Source organism: Stenotrophomonas sp. 86156_Sma, from assembly GCF_056481625.1.
Map to the genome: position 1 here is coordinate 896,130 of NZ_CM151157.1, position 15,142 is coordinate 911,271.

Below are 15,142 nucleotides of genomic sequence, written 5' to 3' on the forward strand. Positions count from 1 at the left end.
CCAGCGGCCGGCACTATCTCAGAAATCCTGCTGCAGGCTCAGGTAGGCGCCGCGGCGCGGTCCCCATTGCGGGGCGAACACGCCGACGCCACCGCCATCGCGCAGCTGGTAGCTGCGGTCCAACGCGTTGATCACCGCCAGCTGCACATGCAGTGGATGGCCGCTGTCGACGTTGAAGTCGTGCCCGGCGCTGAGGTTCACCTGCAGGTAGGACGGCAGCTCGCCACCGTTGGGTACGCCCTCGGTGTCCGAACGCAGGCCACTGCCGAACACGTAGTTGGCCCCGATCCGGTTGTGCCCGGCGAAGGCGTAGCTGAGGCCACCCGACGAGGTCAGCTTCTGGTCGTGGTCCAGGTGGATCCAGTGGTTGGCCACATAGGCCAGCGCCTCGGGATCGAGGTTGTACTGGCTGGTGATGACATCCGTACCGATGGCTTTGTTCAGCGCGGCATTGAAGTAGGCACTGAACGGACCGTTGCTGTAGTCGGCACTGAACTCCAGGCCACGGATGTGTCCGCGGCGGTAGTTGAAGGTCGAGTAGATGTAGGCGGCGCCGAACTGGCCTTCGTCCTGCAGGCGGGCGACGCGGCGGTCGTACGCATCCAGTCCAAGGGTCAGGTGTTCGCCCAGTTGCTGCGAGACGCCGATGTCGTAGTAGTCGCTGCGCTCGGCCAGCGGCGTGTTGTTGCCGCCGCTGGGCTGCTGGTTGGTGGTGCCGTCGTACAGGGCGATGTCGCTGCTGGCGATCAGTTCACTGGCCGGTGGCGTGAAATAGCGCGAATAGCCGGCATGCACGGTGGTGCTGTCGCTGGCATTCCAGACCACGCCCACGCGCGGACTGAGCTGGCCCTCGGTGCGGCCGAAGGCCTTGTAGCGGTCACCGCGCAGACCGTAGTTGACGGTCCAGTCGTCGCCGATTTTCCACTCATCCTGTACGTACAACGCCAGCGTGCTGGCATGGAAGGCGCTGTGGTCAGGAATCAGCAGCGGCGTGGTGCTGGACTGCTGGCCGCCGTCATCAACCGGGAACACCCAGCTGTTGCTGCTGGCCCGTGCGTTCTCGTAGTTGCCGTACAAGCCGTAGCGCAGCGTGTGGTCGTTGCCCAGTGGTGTGGAGAAGTCGGCCTGCAGGGTGTTGGCACGGTTGCTGCGCTGCACCTGCGAGGCGACGCCACTGAACACCAGATCGCCGACGACGTCCGGGTTGAACGCTGCATCGCTGTAGCGCTGCCCGGCGGACAGTTGGTAGGCGGTGCTGCCCAGCGTGCCCTGCAGTACCAGCATGCCGAAGCGGGTGGTCTCGCGCTGGGTCTCATCCAGCTGGCTGGAATCGAAGGTGGTGGTGTCCAGGTAACCGAACTGCGGCGTCTGCCCCGGATTGACCGGAATCTGGAAACGGTTGTTGGCGAAACCGGCGAACACACTCAGGCGGGTGTTCTCGTTGACCAGGTAGGTCAGGTCGGCGAAGGCCTTGCCCTGGTGGGTATCGTCGTGCAGCGGCTTGCGCGAGTTGGTCGGATTCTCCAGGCCGACTTCGTTCTGGTCGTAGTTGCCGGTCAGGAACCAGCTCCAGCGTCCCTGGTTGCCCCACCAGGAGGCATTCGGGTTCACCTTGCCGAACGAGCCGGTGGTCAGTCCGGCGCTGCCACCGTTGCCCAGCTCGGCGCCATTGCGGGTGGTGATGTCGACCACCGCCGCGGTGCGCTCGCCGAACTGCGCTGGCAACGCGCCGTCCATCAGGCGGATGCTCTTGATGGTGCGCGCATCCAGGGTCTGGCCGAAGCCGGAAATCGACTCGGGCAGCAACACGCCGTTGATCCGGTACTGCAGGTTGGCGTGGTCGCCGCGCACGTGCACGCCGCCATAGGAATCCTGGACCACGCCGGGTGCCTGCAGCAGCACCTGGCTGAGCGGCGCGGAGGCGCCCAGCGGCTGCTTCTGGATGTCCTCGGCGGTGATCTGGTACTGGCTGCTGCCGATGTCCGGCGACAACGCGTTGCGGGCCTGGTCGAGCTGGGCGCTGACGGTGACCGTGTCCAGGTCCTTGACCGCAGGCCCGGCGCCATCGGCGGCGGCCGCGAAGGCGGGCAGGCTGGCCAGGGCCAGGGCGAAGGTGATGCCGGTAGCGAGGGGCGAGGGCTTCATGATGGGAAGAGTGATGGCAGGGCGTGGAAGGGGCCGGTCCATGACGTGGAAGTGTTACTCCGTAACAGATCATGCGCCTGCCTTGAGCGGCTGACCATGCGGGATCTGGCTGCTCGCATCGGCCTTTCCCTGCCGTTCAGGCGGCCTGGCCGAGCAGGTCGGCCCTTTGCGCCAGCGGCTGGCTCTGCGACCATGACCGCCCCCCATCCCGGAAGTCTGCAATGAGCCTGTCCGCCGTTCCGCCCGTGCCCGATCCCGCCGCAGCCGCCACTGGCGCCGCCTGGTCGCCGGAGAGCTGGCGTGGCAAGACCGCGCTGCAGATGCCGACCTACCCGGACCCGGTGGCGCTGGACGCCGCTCTGCACGAACTGAAGCGGCTGCCGCCGCTGGTCACCTCCTGGGAGATCCTGGCGCTGAAGCAGCAGCTGGCCGAGGCGCAGGAAGGCAAGCGCTTCCTGCTGCAGGGCGGCGACTGCGCGGAGAACTTCAGCGACTGCGAATCGGGCACCATTTCCAACCGGCTGAAGGTGCTGCTGCAGATGAGCCTGGTGCTGGTGCATGGCCTGCGCCAGCCGGTTATCCGCGTCGGCCGTTTCGCCGGCCAGTACGCCAAGCCACGTTCGGCCGATACCGAGACCCGCGACGGCGTGACCCTGCCCAGCTACCGCGGTGATGTCATCAACGCGCCGGCCTTCACCGAAGCGGCACGGCTGCCGGATCCGAAGCGGATGCTGCAGGCCCACGCGCACTCGGCGATGACCATGAACTTCGTGCGTGCGCTGATCGACGGCGGTTTCGCCGACCTGCACCACCCCGAGTACTGGAACCTGGAATGGGTGAGCCATTCGCCGTTGGCCGCCGACTACCAGAAGATGGTGGCCTCGATCGGCGATGCAGTGCATTTCATGGAGACCCTGGCCGGGGCCCGCGTGCACAACCTCAACCGCATCGATTTCTACACCTCGCATGAAGCGCTGCTGTTGCCCTACGAGCAGGCGTTGACCCGGCAGGTGCCGCGCCAGCAGGGCTGGTTGAACCTGAGCACGCACTACCCGTGGATCGGCATGCGCACGGCCGCTCTCGATGGCGCGCACGTGGAATACCTGCGTGGCGTGCGCAACCCTATCGCGATCAAGGTTGGCCCATCGGTGACGCCGGACCAGCTGCTGCGCCTGATTGATGTGCTCAACCCGCATGACGAGCCGGGTCGACTGAGCTTCATCCACCGCATGGGTGCAGCGCAGATCGCCGAGAAGCTGCCGCCGCTGCTGGATGCGGTCAAGCGCGATGGCCGCCGCGTGCTGTGGGTGTGCGATGCGATGCATGGCAACACCGAAAGCACTGCCAATGGTTTCAAGACACGCCGCTTCGACAACGTGCGTGGCGAAGTGGAGATGTCGTTCGATCTGCACGCGGCCGCAGGTACGCGACTGGGCGGTGTGCACCTGGAGCTGACCGGCGAAGACGTGACCGAGTGCACCGGTGGTGCGCGCGAACTGACCGAACGTGACCTGGAGCGCGCCTACCGTTCGACGGTGGACCCGCGGTTGAACTACGAGCAGTCGCTGGAGATCGCGATGGCGATCGTGCGCAAGCAGGAGCAAGTGCGGTAAGGGGTTTTCGGCAGGGCTTGCAGCCCTGCACCTGCTGTAGTCAACGTCAACGTCAACAGCGGGCATTCCGTGGGTTGGCGGGGCGGTGTCGGAGTGCGGGGACGCCGCAAGTACGTCCATGTAGGCTTGGCAGCCGCATCCATGCGGCTGACACCCCGCACTCCGACACCGCCCCGCCTCTGACAGATTCCGGCGGCTGTTGGTAGGTGTCGACCTTGGTCGACACGGTAGATCCACGCTATGCGTGGATGAATTTCCAATGGAATCGAATATTTCGATATCTGTGAGATTTGAGCCGAGCATGGCTCGGCTCTACAAAAAATGCCGACAGATCGCAGAAAACTGTCGAAGGCGGGGTGGGTCCGGTTGCGGGGGCGTGAGCCGCATGGGCCCGAGGCATGCCTCGGGCGGGTTGGGCAGGACGCCCAACCCCGGTCTTGCCGTGTGCGCAGGACTGCGCACACGAGCAAGCGGCGACCGAGCTTACATGGGTGAGGGCGCTTTGCTTGCGAAGCACTGCTTCGCAAGCGCCCGAACGCACAGCCGCCGGCGGCTGGGCCGGGCCCCGGAGGGGGACTTGCAGCGTCCCCCGCAACCGGACCCGCCCCGCCACCCCACAGGAAACCCGCTTCTGCTTCGGCTGTTGCTGTTGCTGTTGCTTCGGCTCGCAGCAGGTGCAGGGCTGCAAGCCCTGCCGACCAACACCCTCCTTACGAACGACTGACGTGACGCTCATGCGCCATGCGCGAGGCTGTCCGCCTGCTGTTCGAGTGGAGGTGGCAACGGTGCACTGGCAAACCGCACAGGCCTACGCATGGCCGTTGGGATTGGCCGTTGTAGTGGGCGGCATCGGCGCGTGGTTGATCCTGTGGATCTACCATCGACTGAAAGGGCGTGATCGCCGGCGCGCACGCATCGGGCGTGTGCTCGGGTTGCCGCTGGCCACCGCATGGCCGCTGCTGTTGTTGATCCCCGCATTGCAGGCGACGCCGCTGCAGGATCCGTTGCTGGGCCATCTGCAGCACGGACTGCACATTGCATTGATGGCCTGCTTCGTCTGGCTGCTGGTACGCGCGGTGGCGGCGGGTGAGCGGGCAATCCTGCGCAGCCATCCCATCGATGTCTCCGACAACCTGGAGGCACGCCGCATCCAGACCCAGACGCGGGTGCTCAGCCGCGTGCTGATGGGCGGCATCATCGTGCTGGGCGCATCGCTGGTGCTGTTGACCTTCCCGATGGTGCAGAAGATCGGCACCGCGCTGCTGGCATCGGCAGGCCTGATCGGCCTGGTGGCGGGTATCGCGGCCAAGCCGGTGTTCGGCAACCTGATCGCTGGCCTGCAGATTGCGGTGACGCAGCCGATCCGGCTGGATGACGTGGTGATCGTCGAGGGCGAGTGGGGCCGCATCGAGGAGATCGGCAGCAGCTATGTGGTGGTGCGCATCTGGGATGAGCGACGGATGGTGGTGCCGCTGACCTGGTTCATCGAAAACCCGTTCCAGAACTGGACGCGGCGCAGCGCCGATCTGCTCGGCACCGCGTTCCTGTGGTTGGACTACCGTGCGCCGATTGCCGCGATCCGCGCTGAGCTGGAACGCATCTGCCGTGGCGAAGCGCTGTGGGATGGCCGGGTCTGCGTGACCCAGGTGACCGAGACCAGCGAGCGTGCGATCCAGGTGCGCCTGCTGGTCAGCGCGCGCAGCTCGGGCGATGCCTTCGATCTGCGTTGCCTGGTGCGCGAGCGCATGCTCGATTTCCTCGCGCGCGAGCATCCGCAGTCGCTGCCGCAGGTGCGTGCGCGGCTGCAACACGAGGATGAGCTGGATATGCCGCGTGGTCCACGTGCACGCACCGCGGATGTGCGTTCGCCGGGTGCTGAAGATGGTGAGGCGGCGATCGTGCCGGTGGAGCCGGAACCCGGACGGTAGCGCCGGCCGCTGGCCGGCAACTCCGGATCTGCCGGCCAGCGGCCGGCACTACCGGATCACGGCTCGCCAGCGTCGATCAGTGCGTCGGTATCGAAGTGTGGCGGGCGCCGTGCGCGCGTGCGCTGTTCGTAGGCGTAGGCCATCTCGATCAGCTTCGGCTCGCTCCAGGCGGTGCCCATGAACAGAAGACCGACCGGCAGGCCATCGATCTGCCCCATCGGCACGGTGAGGCTGGGATAGCCGGCCACGGCGGCGGCGCTGTAGCTTTCACCGGGGAAGTCGTCGCCTTCGCTGCGGATCGGCCATGCCACGCCGGTGGTGGGCGCGACCAGCGCATCAAGCTGGTGGGCGGCAAGGGCGGCATCGATGCCCTCCGGCCCGGCCAGCCGGCGCGCATCGCTGCGGGCGCGGATATAGGCGGGGTCGGCCAGGCCGGCGGTGGCATCGGCCTCCACCAGCAGCTCCTGGCCGAACAGGCCCAGTTCCTGCTTGCTGTGCGCCTGGTTGAAGGCGATCAGTTCGGCCAGGCTGCGCAATGGTGCGCGGTGGGTGCTGAAATAGCGCTCCAGCCCGGCCTTGAATTCGTACAGCAGCAGCGTGCGCTCGGCCTCGGTCCAGGCGCCCTGGTTGGGCAGCTCCACCGGCACCACCACGGCGCCGGCGCGGCGCAGCTCGGTCGCCGCCTGTTCGATCAGTGGCGGCATGCCACGGTACTTCAGCAGCGGTGTCTGCAGCAGGCCGATGCGCTTGCCGCGCAGGCCCTGCGGGTCCAGTCGCGCGGTGTAGTCGTAGACCGCGCGGCCGGGCATGGTCGCGGTGGCCGGATCGGCATCGTCGCGGCCGGCGATCGCGGTCAGCACGGCGGCAGCGTCGGCGACGCTGCGTGCCATCGGCCCGGCAGTGTCCTGGCTGAAGGAAATCGGGATGATGCCCTCGCGGCTGACCAGGCCGACCGTCGGCTTCAGGCCGACCACGCCGTTGATCGCCGCCGGGCAGACGATGCTGCCGTCGGTTTCGGTGCCGATCGCCACGCTGGCCAGGTTGGCGGCCACGGCCACCGCGCTGCCGCTGCTGGAACCACACGGCGAATGGCTGATGCGATAGGGGTTGCGGGTCTGGCCGCCACGCGCGCTCCAGCCGGAGATGGAATCATTGCCGCGGAAGTTGGCCCATTCGCTGAGGTTGGTCTTGCCCAGCACCACCGCACCGCCATCGCGCAGCCGGCGCACCAGGTAGGCATCGTCCGGACGGAAGCCCTGCAGGGCCAGCGAACCCGCACTGGTGGCCATCGGCGCGGCGTTGATGTTGTCCTTCAACAGCAGCGGGATGCCATGCAGCGGGCCGCGCAGGCGGCCGTCACGGCGTTCGCGGTCGCGCGCGGCGGCTTCCTTCAAGGCATCGGGGTTGAGCTCGATCACCGCGCGCAGGCGCGGCCCGGTACGGTCCAGCGCGGCGATGCGCTGCAGGTAGGCCTGGGTCAGGGTGGTGCTGTCCAGTTCCCCGGCGGTCATCCGCGCCTGCAGGTCGGCGACATCGGTTTCGGCGTACGGGAACGGCACGTTGCGGCTCGCAGGTTCGGCCGCATGCGCGCTGGGCGTGGCCGGGCTGCAGCCAGCCGAAAGCAGCGCCGGCAGCGCGGCGAGCAGGCAGGTCAGCAGAGGCGGCAAGGACGGGCGCATGGGGCGGCTTGGTCGGCTCCAATCCCCAGTGTAGCCGGTGCTCAGCGGTGGCGCTTGCGCAGGTCGCGGGCGAGCACGTAGACCACGATCAGGTTGATCGCCAGGATCGTCCACGACGGCCAGCCGGGGTGGCGGATGATCGCGAAGATGTCGAAAGGCAGGTATAGGGCGGCGGTCAGGCAGCCCAGCCAGGAGGCCCAGGCCTTGGCCCGCCACAGGCCCCAGGCTTCGACCAGGTGCAGCAGGCCGTAGCCGATCATCCCCGCCGCGGCCAGGTGGACCGCGTCGGGGCTGATCATGTGCAGCAGCGAGGGCAGGGTGCCATGGTCCGGGTCCAGGCTGAAACGCCGGATCAGGGCCATGATGCCGTGCCGTAGCGGCTGCGGTCCGAGCACTTCCAGCCCGGTGGCGGCCAACAGCGCCAGCATCGCCTTGCTCGCTTCGAGCAGGGCGATGACATGGAGACCCGGATGCCGGTGTGGATCCGGGTTGTAGCCGCTCTGGTTCACGGGGTGCTGGCTCAGCCGCCGCGCGAAGCCTTCTTGCGGTCGCTTTCGGTCAGGAACTTCTTGCGCAGACGGATCTCCTTCGGGGTGATCTCGACCAGCTCGTCGTCTTCGATGAAGTCCAGGGCCTGTTCCAGCGAGTACTTGATCGCCGGGGTCAGCTGGATCGCATCGTCCTTGCCCGAAGCGCGCATGTTGGTCAGCGGCTTGGTCTTGATCGCGTTGACGGTCAGGTCGTTGTCCTTGGAGTGGATGCCGACCAGCTGACCTTCATACACGTTGTCGCCTTCAGCAGCGAACAGCTTGCCGCGCTCCTGCAGCGGGCCCAGCGAGTAGGCCGGCGTGGTGCCCGGCGCATTGGCGATCATCACGCCGTTGATGCGCTTGGCGATCGCGCCCTGTTCCTTCGGACCGTAGTGGTCGAACACGTGGAACAGCAGGCCCGAACCCTGGGTCAGGGTCTTGAACTCGTTCTGGAAACCGATCAGGCCACGGGCCGGGATCGAGTATTCCAGGCGCACGCGGCCCTTGCCGTCCGATTCCATGTTCTTCAGCTGGCCCTTGCGGGTGCCCAGCTTTTCCATCACGCCGCCCTGGTGGATTTCTTCGATGTCCACCACCAGCTGCTCGATCGGCTCCATCATCTGGCCGTCGATTTCCTTGATGATCACTTCCGGACGCGACACGGCCAGCTCGTAGCCTTCGCGACGCATGTTCTCGATCAGCACCGACAGGTGCAGTTCGCCACGGCCGGAAACCAGGAACTTGTCAGCGTCTTCCAGCTGTTCGACCTTCAGGGCCACGTTGTGGACCTTTTCACGGTCCAGGCGGTCCTTGATCTGGCGGCTGGTCAGGAACTTGCCACCGGACAGGTCCTTGTTGCCGGCGAACGGCGAGTTGTTGACCTGGAAGGTCATCGAGATGGTCGGCTCGTCGACGGTCAGCGCAGGCAGCGCTTCCGGGAAGTCCGGTGCGCAGATGGTATCGGAGATGGTCAGCTCCTGGATGCCGGAGATGGCCACGATGTCGCCGGCCTCGGCCGAATCCTGCTCGATGCGCTCCAGGCCCATGAAGCCCAGCACCTGCAGCACCTTGCCGTTGCGCTTCTTGCCTTCACGGTCGATGACCGCGACCTGCATGTTCTTCTTCAGGGTGCCGCGCTGGATGCGGCCGATGCCGATCACGCCCACGAAGTTGTTGTAGTCCAGCTGGCTGATGCGCATCTGGAACGGGCCTTCCGGGTCCACTTCCGGACGCGGCGCGTGCTGCATGATCGCTTCGTACAGCGGGGTCATATCGCCGTCGCGCACGGTGTCTTCCAGGCCGGCATAGCCGTTCAGGCCGGAGGCGTAGACGATCGGGAAGTCCAGCTGCTCGTTGGTGGCGCCGAGCTTGTCGAACAGGTCGAAGACCTGGTCGATCACCCATTCCGGACGGGCGCCCGGACGGTCGACCTTGTTGACCACGACGATCGGCTTGAAGCCCATCGCGAAGGCCTTCTGGGTCACGAAGCGGGTCTGCGGCATCGGGCCGTCCATCGCATCGACCAGGATCAGTACGGTGTCGACCATCGACAGCACGCGCTCGACCTCACCACCGAAGTCGGCGTGGCCGGGGGTGTCGACGATGTTGATCCGGTTCTTGATGCCGGTCTTCTTGTCTTCCCAGGTGATGGCGGTGTTCTTGGCCAGGATGGTGATGCCGCGTTCCTTTTCCTGGTCGTTGCTGTCCATCACGCGCTCGGCGAGGACGGTACGCTCGGACAGGGTGCCGGACTGCTTCAGCAGCTGGTCGACCAGGGTGGTCTTGCCATGGTCGACGTGGGCGACGATGGCGATGTTGCGAAGATTTTCGATGGACATACGAAAGGGGGCCAGTCGGCGCCGGATTTGGAAAAAGAAGTCCAACATTATACGTCGAACTTGACGATTCGCGAAAAGGTGGATTTCACACCCGTCATGGGGCCCATTCAGCTGGGGGCCGCGGCGCCGGTCGAGGCCGCCTGGCCTGCACCGCGGGGCACCCCGTCCCGTGGCTGAAGCCCGGATCTGCGCCCATGGTCGAAGCCGCCGCCGCCACGAGGCAGGTGTAAACTAGGTGGCTAGACGCGTTCCCCTCTGCATCAAGGATCTTCATGTCCCTCATCGCCACTTTCGACACCACCCAGGGCCCGATCAAGGTCGAGCTGTTCGCCGACAAGGCGCCGCTGACCGTGGCCAACTTCGTGAACCTGGTCAAGCACGGTTTCTATGACGGCCTGATCTTCCACCGCGTGATCGCCGACTTCATGATCCAGGGCGGCTGCCCGCAGGGTCGTGGCACCGGCGGCCCGGGCTACAAGTTCGAAGACGAGAAGAATGGCGTGAAGCACGAGGTTGGCTCGCTGTCGATGGCCAACGCCGGCCCGAACACCAACGGCAGCCAGTTCTTCATCACCCACATCAAGACCGACTGGCTGGACGGCCGCCACACCGTCTTCGGCAAGGTCCTGGAAGGCCAGGCCATCGTCGATTCGGTCAAGCAGGGCGACGTGATCCATTCGATCACCCTGGAAGGCGACGTCGACGCCGTGCTGGCCGCTCAGGCCGAACGCGTCGCGGAGTGGAACAAGCACCTCGCCGCCTGATCCCCCTTCGAAACGGCCACCCTCGGGTGGCCGTTTCCCTGTTCCCCGCCGCCCGCCAGGCCTGCGTGGCCACGCCCGCGGCGTCCCATCAAACGCTTGCAAGCAAGAGGAAACCCCCATGAAAGCACCCGTTCGTGTTGCCGTGACCGGCGCCGCCGGCCAGATCGGTTATGCCCTGCTGTTCCGCATCGCCTCCGGCGAAATGCTGGGCAAGGACCAGCCGGTCATCCTGCAGCTGCTGGAACTGCCGGTGGACAAGGCCCAGGCCGCCCTGAAGGGCGTGATGATGGAGCTGGAAGACTGCGCCTTCCCGCTGCTGGCCGGCATGGTCGGCACCGATGATGCCGAAGTCGCGTTCAAGGACGCCGACATCGCCCTGCTGGTCGGCGCGCGTCCGCGTGGCCCGGGCATGGAGCGCAAGGACCTGCTGCTGGAAAACGCCAAGATCTTCACTGCCCAGGGCGCGGCGCTGAACAAGGTCGCCAGCCGTGACGTGAAGGTGCTGGTGGTCGGTAACCCGGCCAACACCAACGCCTACATCGCGATGAAGTCGGCCCCGGACCTGAAGCCGGAGAACTTCACCGCCATGCTGCGCCTGGACCACAACCGCGCGCTGAGCCAGCTGTCGACCAAGCTCGGCAAGCCGGTCGGTGGCATGGAGAAGCTGGTGGTGTGGGGCAACCACAGCCCGACCATGTACCCGGACTACCGTTTCGCCACCGCCGATGGTGCGTCGATCGCCGATGCGATCAACGACCAGGAGTGGAACGCCAACACCTTCATCCCGACCGTCGGCAAGCGCGGCGCGGCGATCATCGAAGCCCGTGGCTCGTCCTCGGCTGCTTCGGCCGCCAACGCAGCGATCGACCACGTGCGTGACTGGGTGCTGGGCAGCAACGGCAAGTGGGTCACCATGGGCGTGCCGTCCGACGGTTCCTACGGCATTCCGGAAGGCGTGATCTTCGGCTTCGCGGTGACCACCGAGAACGGCAAGTACACCCTGGTCAAGGATCTGCCGATCGACGACTTCAGCCAGAAGTACATCGACAAGACCCTGGCCGAGCTGGAAGAAGAGCGCGCCGGCGTCGCCCACCTGCTGGGCTGATGCAGGCGGTACCGGCTCCGGCCGGTACGTCTTCCATCAAGGTAGGTGCCGGCCGTTGGCCGGTACGTGATCCAGAAGGTAGGTACCGACCGTTGGTCGGTACGCGATCCAGAAGGTAGGTACCGACCGTTGGTCGGTACGCAGCAACGGGGAAGCTCAGGCTTCCCCGTTTCTGTTTGAGGAATACAGGAACTGATGATCCACCTGCATTACATCGACGACGCGCTGCTGGTGGTCGAGAAGCCGGCCGGCCTGCTGTCCGTGCCTGGCCGCAGCGCCGAGAACCAGGACTGCGTGGTCGCGCGCCTGCAGGCGCTGTACCCGGATGCGTTGACCGTGCATCGCCTGGACCAGGTGACCTCCGGCCTGCTGCTGCATGCGCGCGGCAAGGACATGCAGGTGGCGTTGTCGATGCAGTTCGAGCAGCGCCAGGTTGGCAAGCGTTACGAAGCGATCGTGGAGGGGCTGCTTGAAGGCGATGCCGGCGAAGTGGACCTGCCGTTGATCGTGGACTGGCCGAACCGGCCGAAGCAGATGGTCGATCACGAACGCGGCAAACCGGCGCTGACACGTTGGCACGTAATGGCACGTGATGTTGAAGCGCAGCGCACCCGCGTGGCGTTGGAACCGATCACTGGCCGCAGCCATCAGCTGCGCCTGCACATGGCCAGTCTCGGCCATCCCATCGTTGGCGATGTCCTGTATGACGCCGCGTCGGCGCAGCGTGTGCATCTGCATGCGCGCAGCCTGCGGTTCACCCATCCGGTGACGGGCGAGGCGCTCGCGTTCGAGTCCGCGACTCCGTTCTAGGGGTTCGGCAGGGCTTGCAGCCCTGCACCTGCAGAATCAACGTCAACGTCAGAAGCGGGCTATCCGTGGGTTGGCGGGACGGTGTCGGAGTGCGGGGACGCCGCAAGTACGTCCCTGTAGGCTTGGCAGCCGCTTGCTCGTGTGCGCTGTCCTGCGCACACGGCAAGACCGGGGTTGCGCGTCCTACCCAACCCGCCCGAGGCATGCCTCGGGCCCATGCGGCTGACACCCCGCACTCCGACACCGCCCCACCTTTGACAGGTTCACTCGGCTGTTGGCAACTGCGGCCGTTGTTCCGCGCGGCTGTTGGTAGGTGTCGACCTTGGTCGACACGATTCTTCTGTCAGATATCGAATGAATCATCCACGCATGGCGTGGATCTACCGTGTCGACCAAGGTCGACACCCACCAGAGCAGTCGACCAAGGTCGACACCCACCAGAGCAGTCGACCAAGGTCGACACCCACCAGAGCAACACGCCTTTCCGACAGATCGCAGGAAACTGTCGAAGGCGGGGTGGGTCCGGTTGTGGGGGCGTGAGCCGCATGGACGCGGCGACCGAGCCTCCATGGACGGATTTACGGCGCCCCCCGCAACCGGACCCACCCCGCCATCCCTCAATGGCCCCGCTTTTGACGTTGACGTTGACGTTGACGTTGATTCTGCAGGTGCAGCGCTGCAAGCCCTGCAGAACAGAACCCCACCCCCTACCAAGGTAGGGCGGCCCGCGCGCCAGCGCCGGACTATCCTCGAACCCATGACTTTGTCTGGGAGGGCTGCGTCATGAACTACGAGGAAACCTACCGTCGCTCGATCGACGAGCCGGAGGCCTTCTGGGGCGAGGAAGCCAAGCGCATCCATTGGCACAAACCGCCGCAGCAGGTGCTCGACTACAGCAACCCGCCGTTCCGGCGCTGGTTCGTCGGTGGTGAAACCAATCTCTGCTACAACGCCGTCGACCGCCACCTGGCCGAGCGCGCCGACCAGCTCGCACTGGTTGCCATCTCCACCGAGACCAACAGCACCCGCGAGATCACCTACCGCCAGCTGTATCGCGAGGTGAATGACTTCGCCGCCGTGCTCAAGCACCTCGGCGTCGGTCACGGTGACCGCGTGGTGATCTACATGCCGAACATGGCCGAAGCCGTGTTCGCGATGCTGGCCTGCGCGCGCATCGGTGCGGTGCACTCGGTGGTGTTCGGTGGCTTTGCCGCGCACAACCTGGCGCTGCGCATCGACGACGCCAAGCCCAAGCTGCTGATCGCGGCCGATGCCGGCATGCGCGGTGGCAAGTTGATTCCGTACAAGCCGATGGTCGACGCCGCCTGCGCCGAAGCCACGTCGCCACCGCCGCACGTGCTGATCGTGTCGCGTGGGCTGGATGCCGCCGAACCACGCGTGCCGGGCCGCGATGTGGACTACGCCGAGCTGCGTGCGCAGATCGGTGAAGTCGACGTGCCGGTGCAGTGGCTGGAAGCGAGCGAGCCGAGCTATCTGCTGTATACCTCCGGCACCACCGGCAAGCCGAAGGGCGTGCAGCGCGATGTGGGGGGCTATGCGGTGGCGATGGCACAGTCGATGGAAACGGTGTTCGACTGCAGGCCGGGCCAGGTGATGTTCTCCACCTCCGACGTCGGCTGGGCGGTCGGCCATTCCTACAACGTGTACGGCCCGCTGATCGGCGGCTGCACCTCGCTGCTCTACGAAGGGCTGCCGACCAACCCGGATCCGGGCATCTGGTGGGCGCTGTGCGAGCAGTACAACGTGCGCACGATGTTCTCGTCGCCCACCGCCATCCGCGTGCTGAAGAAGCACGACGCGGACTTCATCCATCGCCACGACCTGGGCGCGCTGAAGTACCTGTTCCTGGCCGGCGAGCCGCTGGACGAACCGACCGCGCACTGGATCAGCGAAGCGCTCGGCAAGCCGATCATCGACAATTACTGGCAGACCGAAACCGGCTGGCCGGCACTGACCCTGCTGCCGGGCCTGGAGATGAAGCCGGTGCGTTTCGGCTCGCCCGGGTTCCCCAATCTCGGCTACCGGATGAAGGTGATCGACGAGAACACCGGCGAGGAAGTGGCACCGGGGCAGAAGGGCGTGCTGGTGGTGTCGCCGCCGCTGCCGCCGGGCTGCATGAGCACGGTGTGGAACGACGACAGCCGTTTCCTGCAGAGCTACTTCAGCCACTTCAAGGAGCTGCTGTACAGCTCGCTGGACTGGGCGATCCGTGACGACGATGGCTACACCTTCATCCTCGGTCGCACCGATGATGTGATCAATGTGGCCGGTCACCGGTTGGGTACGCGCGAGATTGAAGAAGCCATCTCCAGCCATCCACGTGTGGCCGAGGCGGCGGTGATCGGGGTCAAGGATGAGCTGAAGGGGCAGGTGCCGCTGGTGTTCGTCACCCTCAAGCAGGGGCTGGATGGCGAGGATCCGGCGCTGGTGGTGGCCGAGATGATGGCCACGGTGACCACCTCGCTCGGCGCGGTCGCGCGCCCGGCGCACGTGCACGTGGTCAATGCGCTGCCCAAGACCCGATCCGGCAAGCTGCTGCGGCGCTCGCTGCAGGCGCTGGCCGAACAGCGCGACCCGGGTGACCTGTCGACGCTGGACGACCCCAGCGCGCTGGAGGAGATCCGCCGCGCGCTGGGCCGTTGACCTGGTAGTGCCGGCCGCTGGCCGGCACCCCCCATCAATCCCGAGGTTGCCGGCCAGCGGCCGGCA

The 15,142-nt window shown here is 66.1% G+C and carries 10 protein-coding genes; 6 read left to right on the top strand and 4 right to left on the bottom strand.

Translation table 11 applies throughout. The annotated features are described in order from the left end of the window. Window positions 1–18: 18 nt before the first annotated feature. Window positions 19–2,145 carry a TonB-dependent receptor gene (locus ACZK33_RS04090; RefSeq protein WP_423175835.1) on the bottom strand — a complete coding sequence of 709 codons (2,127 nt, stop codon included), beginning with the start codon at window positions 2,143–2,145 and terminating at the stop codon, window positions 19–21. 221 nt (window positions 2,146–2,366) lie between these two features. Between ACZK33_RS04090 and ACZK33_RS04095 the strand changes: the two genes are divergently transcribed. Then, window positions 2,367–3,758 carry a class II 3-deoxy-7-phosphoheptulonate synthase gene (locus tag ACZK33_RS04095; protein ID WP_032129763.1) on the top strand — a complete coding sequence of 464 codons (1,392 nt, stop codon included), beginning with the start codon at window positions 2,367–2,369 and terminating at the stop codon, window positions 3,756–3,758. Between the two features lie 785 nt (window positions 3,759–4,543). Beyond that, complete coding sequence (locus tag ACZK33_RS04100; protein ID WP_423175806.1) at window positions 4,544–5,686, top strand: mechanosensitive ion channel family protein; 1,143 nt, start codon at window positions 4,544–4,546, stop codon at window positions 5,684–5,686. 56 nt (window positions 5,687–5,742) lie between these two features. Here the strand turns inward: ACZK33_RS04100 and ACZK33_RS04105 are convergent, their stop codons facing one another. The 3 genes from ACZK33_RS04105 to typA are packed head-to-tail and all read right to left on the bottom strand — an operon-like array spanning window position 5,743 to window position 9,733. Beyond that, the gene (locus tag ACZK33_RS04105; RefSeq protein ID WP_423175805.1) at window positions 5,743–7,365 is read right to left on the bottom strand and encodes an amidase; all 1,623 of its coding nucleotides are present in this window, start codon (window positions 7,363–7,365) and stop codon (window positions 5,743–5,745) included. Between the two features lie 41 nt (window positions 7,366–7,406). Then, on the bottom strand, window positions 7,407–7,874 hold the full coding sequence (locus ACZK33_RS04110; RefSeq protein WP_005408223.1) for a DUF2127 domain-containing protein: 468 nt from the start codon (window positions 7,872–7,874) through the stop codon (window positions 7,407–7,409). An 11-nt stretch (window positions 7,875–7,885) separates the two neighbouring features. Further along, window positions 7,886–9,733 (bottom strand): translational GTPase TypA, encoded by a 1,848-nt coding sequence (gene typA, locus ACZK33_RS04115; RefSeq protein WP_010483969.1) that lies wholly within the window; start codon window positions 9,731–9,733, stop codon window positions 7,886–7,888. A 272-nt stretch (window positions 9,734–10,005) separates the two neighbouring features. Here typA and ACZK33_RS04120 point away from each other — a divergent pair, with 272 nt between their 5' ends. The 4 genes from ACZK33_RS04120 to prpE all read left to right on the top strand — a co-directional run bounded on the left by ACZK33_RS04120 (window position 10,006) and on the right by prpE (window position 15,076). Next, the gene (locus ACZK33_RS04120; RefSeq protein WP_004153629.1) at window positions 10,006–10,497 is read left to right on the top strand and encodes a peptidylprolyl isomerase; all 492 of its coding nucleotides are present in this window, start codon (window positions 10,006–10,008) and stop codon (window positions 10,495–10,497) included. A gap of 118 nt (window positions 10,498–10,615) precedes the next feature. Next, a complete protein-coding gene (locus ACZK33_RS04125; protein ID WP_004153634.1) occupies window positions 10,616–11,602 on the top strand; it encodes a malate dehydrogenase in 987 nt (328 codons plus the stop codon). 195 nt (window positions 11,603–11,797) lie between these two features. After that, window positions 11,798–12,412, top strand: a complete 615-nt coding sequence (locus ACZK33_RS04130) for an RluA family pseudouridine synthase (protein ID WP_423175802.1) — start codon at window positions 11,798–11,800, stop codon at window positions 12,410–12,412. A 783-nt stretch (window positions 12,413–13,195) separates the two neighbouring features. Further along, window positions 13,196–15,076, top strand: a complete 1,881-nt coding sequence (gene prpE / locus ACZK33_RS04135) for a propionate--CoA ligase (RefSeq protein ID WP_032130475.1) — start codon at window positions 13,196–13,198, stop codon at window positions 15,074–15,076. Window positions 15,077–15,142: the final 66 nt, after the last annotated feature.

Excerpts from the sequence above, each read along its gene's own strand:
- ACZK33_RS04090 (WP_423175835.1), bottom strand. The coding sequence starts at position 2,145 with ATGAAGCCCTCGCCCCTCGCTACCGGCATCACCTTCGCCCTGGCCCTG.
- ACZK33_RS04095 (WP_032129763.1), top strand. The coding sequence starts at position 2,367 with ATGAGCCTGTCCGCCGTTCCGCCCGTGCCCGATCCCGCCGCAGCCGCC.
- ACZK33_RS04105 (WP_423175805.1), bottom strand. The coding sequence starts at position 7,365 with ATGCGCCCGTCCTTGCCGCCTCTGCTGACCTGCCTGCTCGCCGCGCTG.
- typA (WP_010483969.1), bottom strand. The coding sequence starts at position 9,733 with ATGTCCATCGAAAATCTTCGCAACATCGCCATCGTCGCCCACGTCGAC.
- ACZK33_RS04120 (WP_004153629.1), top strand. The coding sequence starts at position 10,006 with ATGTCCCTCATCGCCACTTTCGACACCACCCAGGGCCCGATCAAGGTC.
- ACZK33_RS04125 (WP_004153634.1), top strand. The coding sequence starts at position 10,616 with ATGAAAGCACCCGTTCGTGTTGCCGTGACCGGCGCCGCCGGCCAGATC.
- ACZK33_RS04130 (WP_423175802.1), top strand. The coding sequence starts at position 11,798 with ATGATCCACCTGCATTACATCGACGACGCGCTGCTGGTGGTCGAGAAG.
- prpE (WP_032130475.1), top strand. The coding sequence starts at position 13,196 with ATGAACTACGAGGAAACCTACCGTCGCTCGATCGACGAGCCGGAGGCC.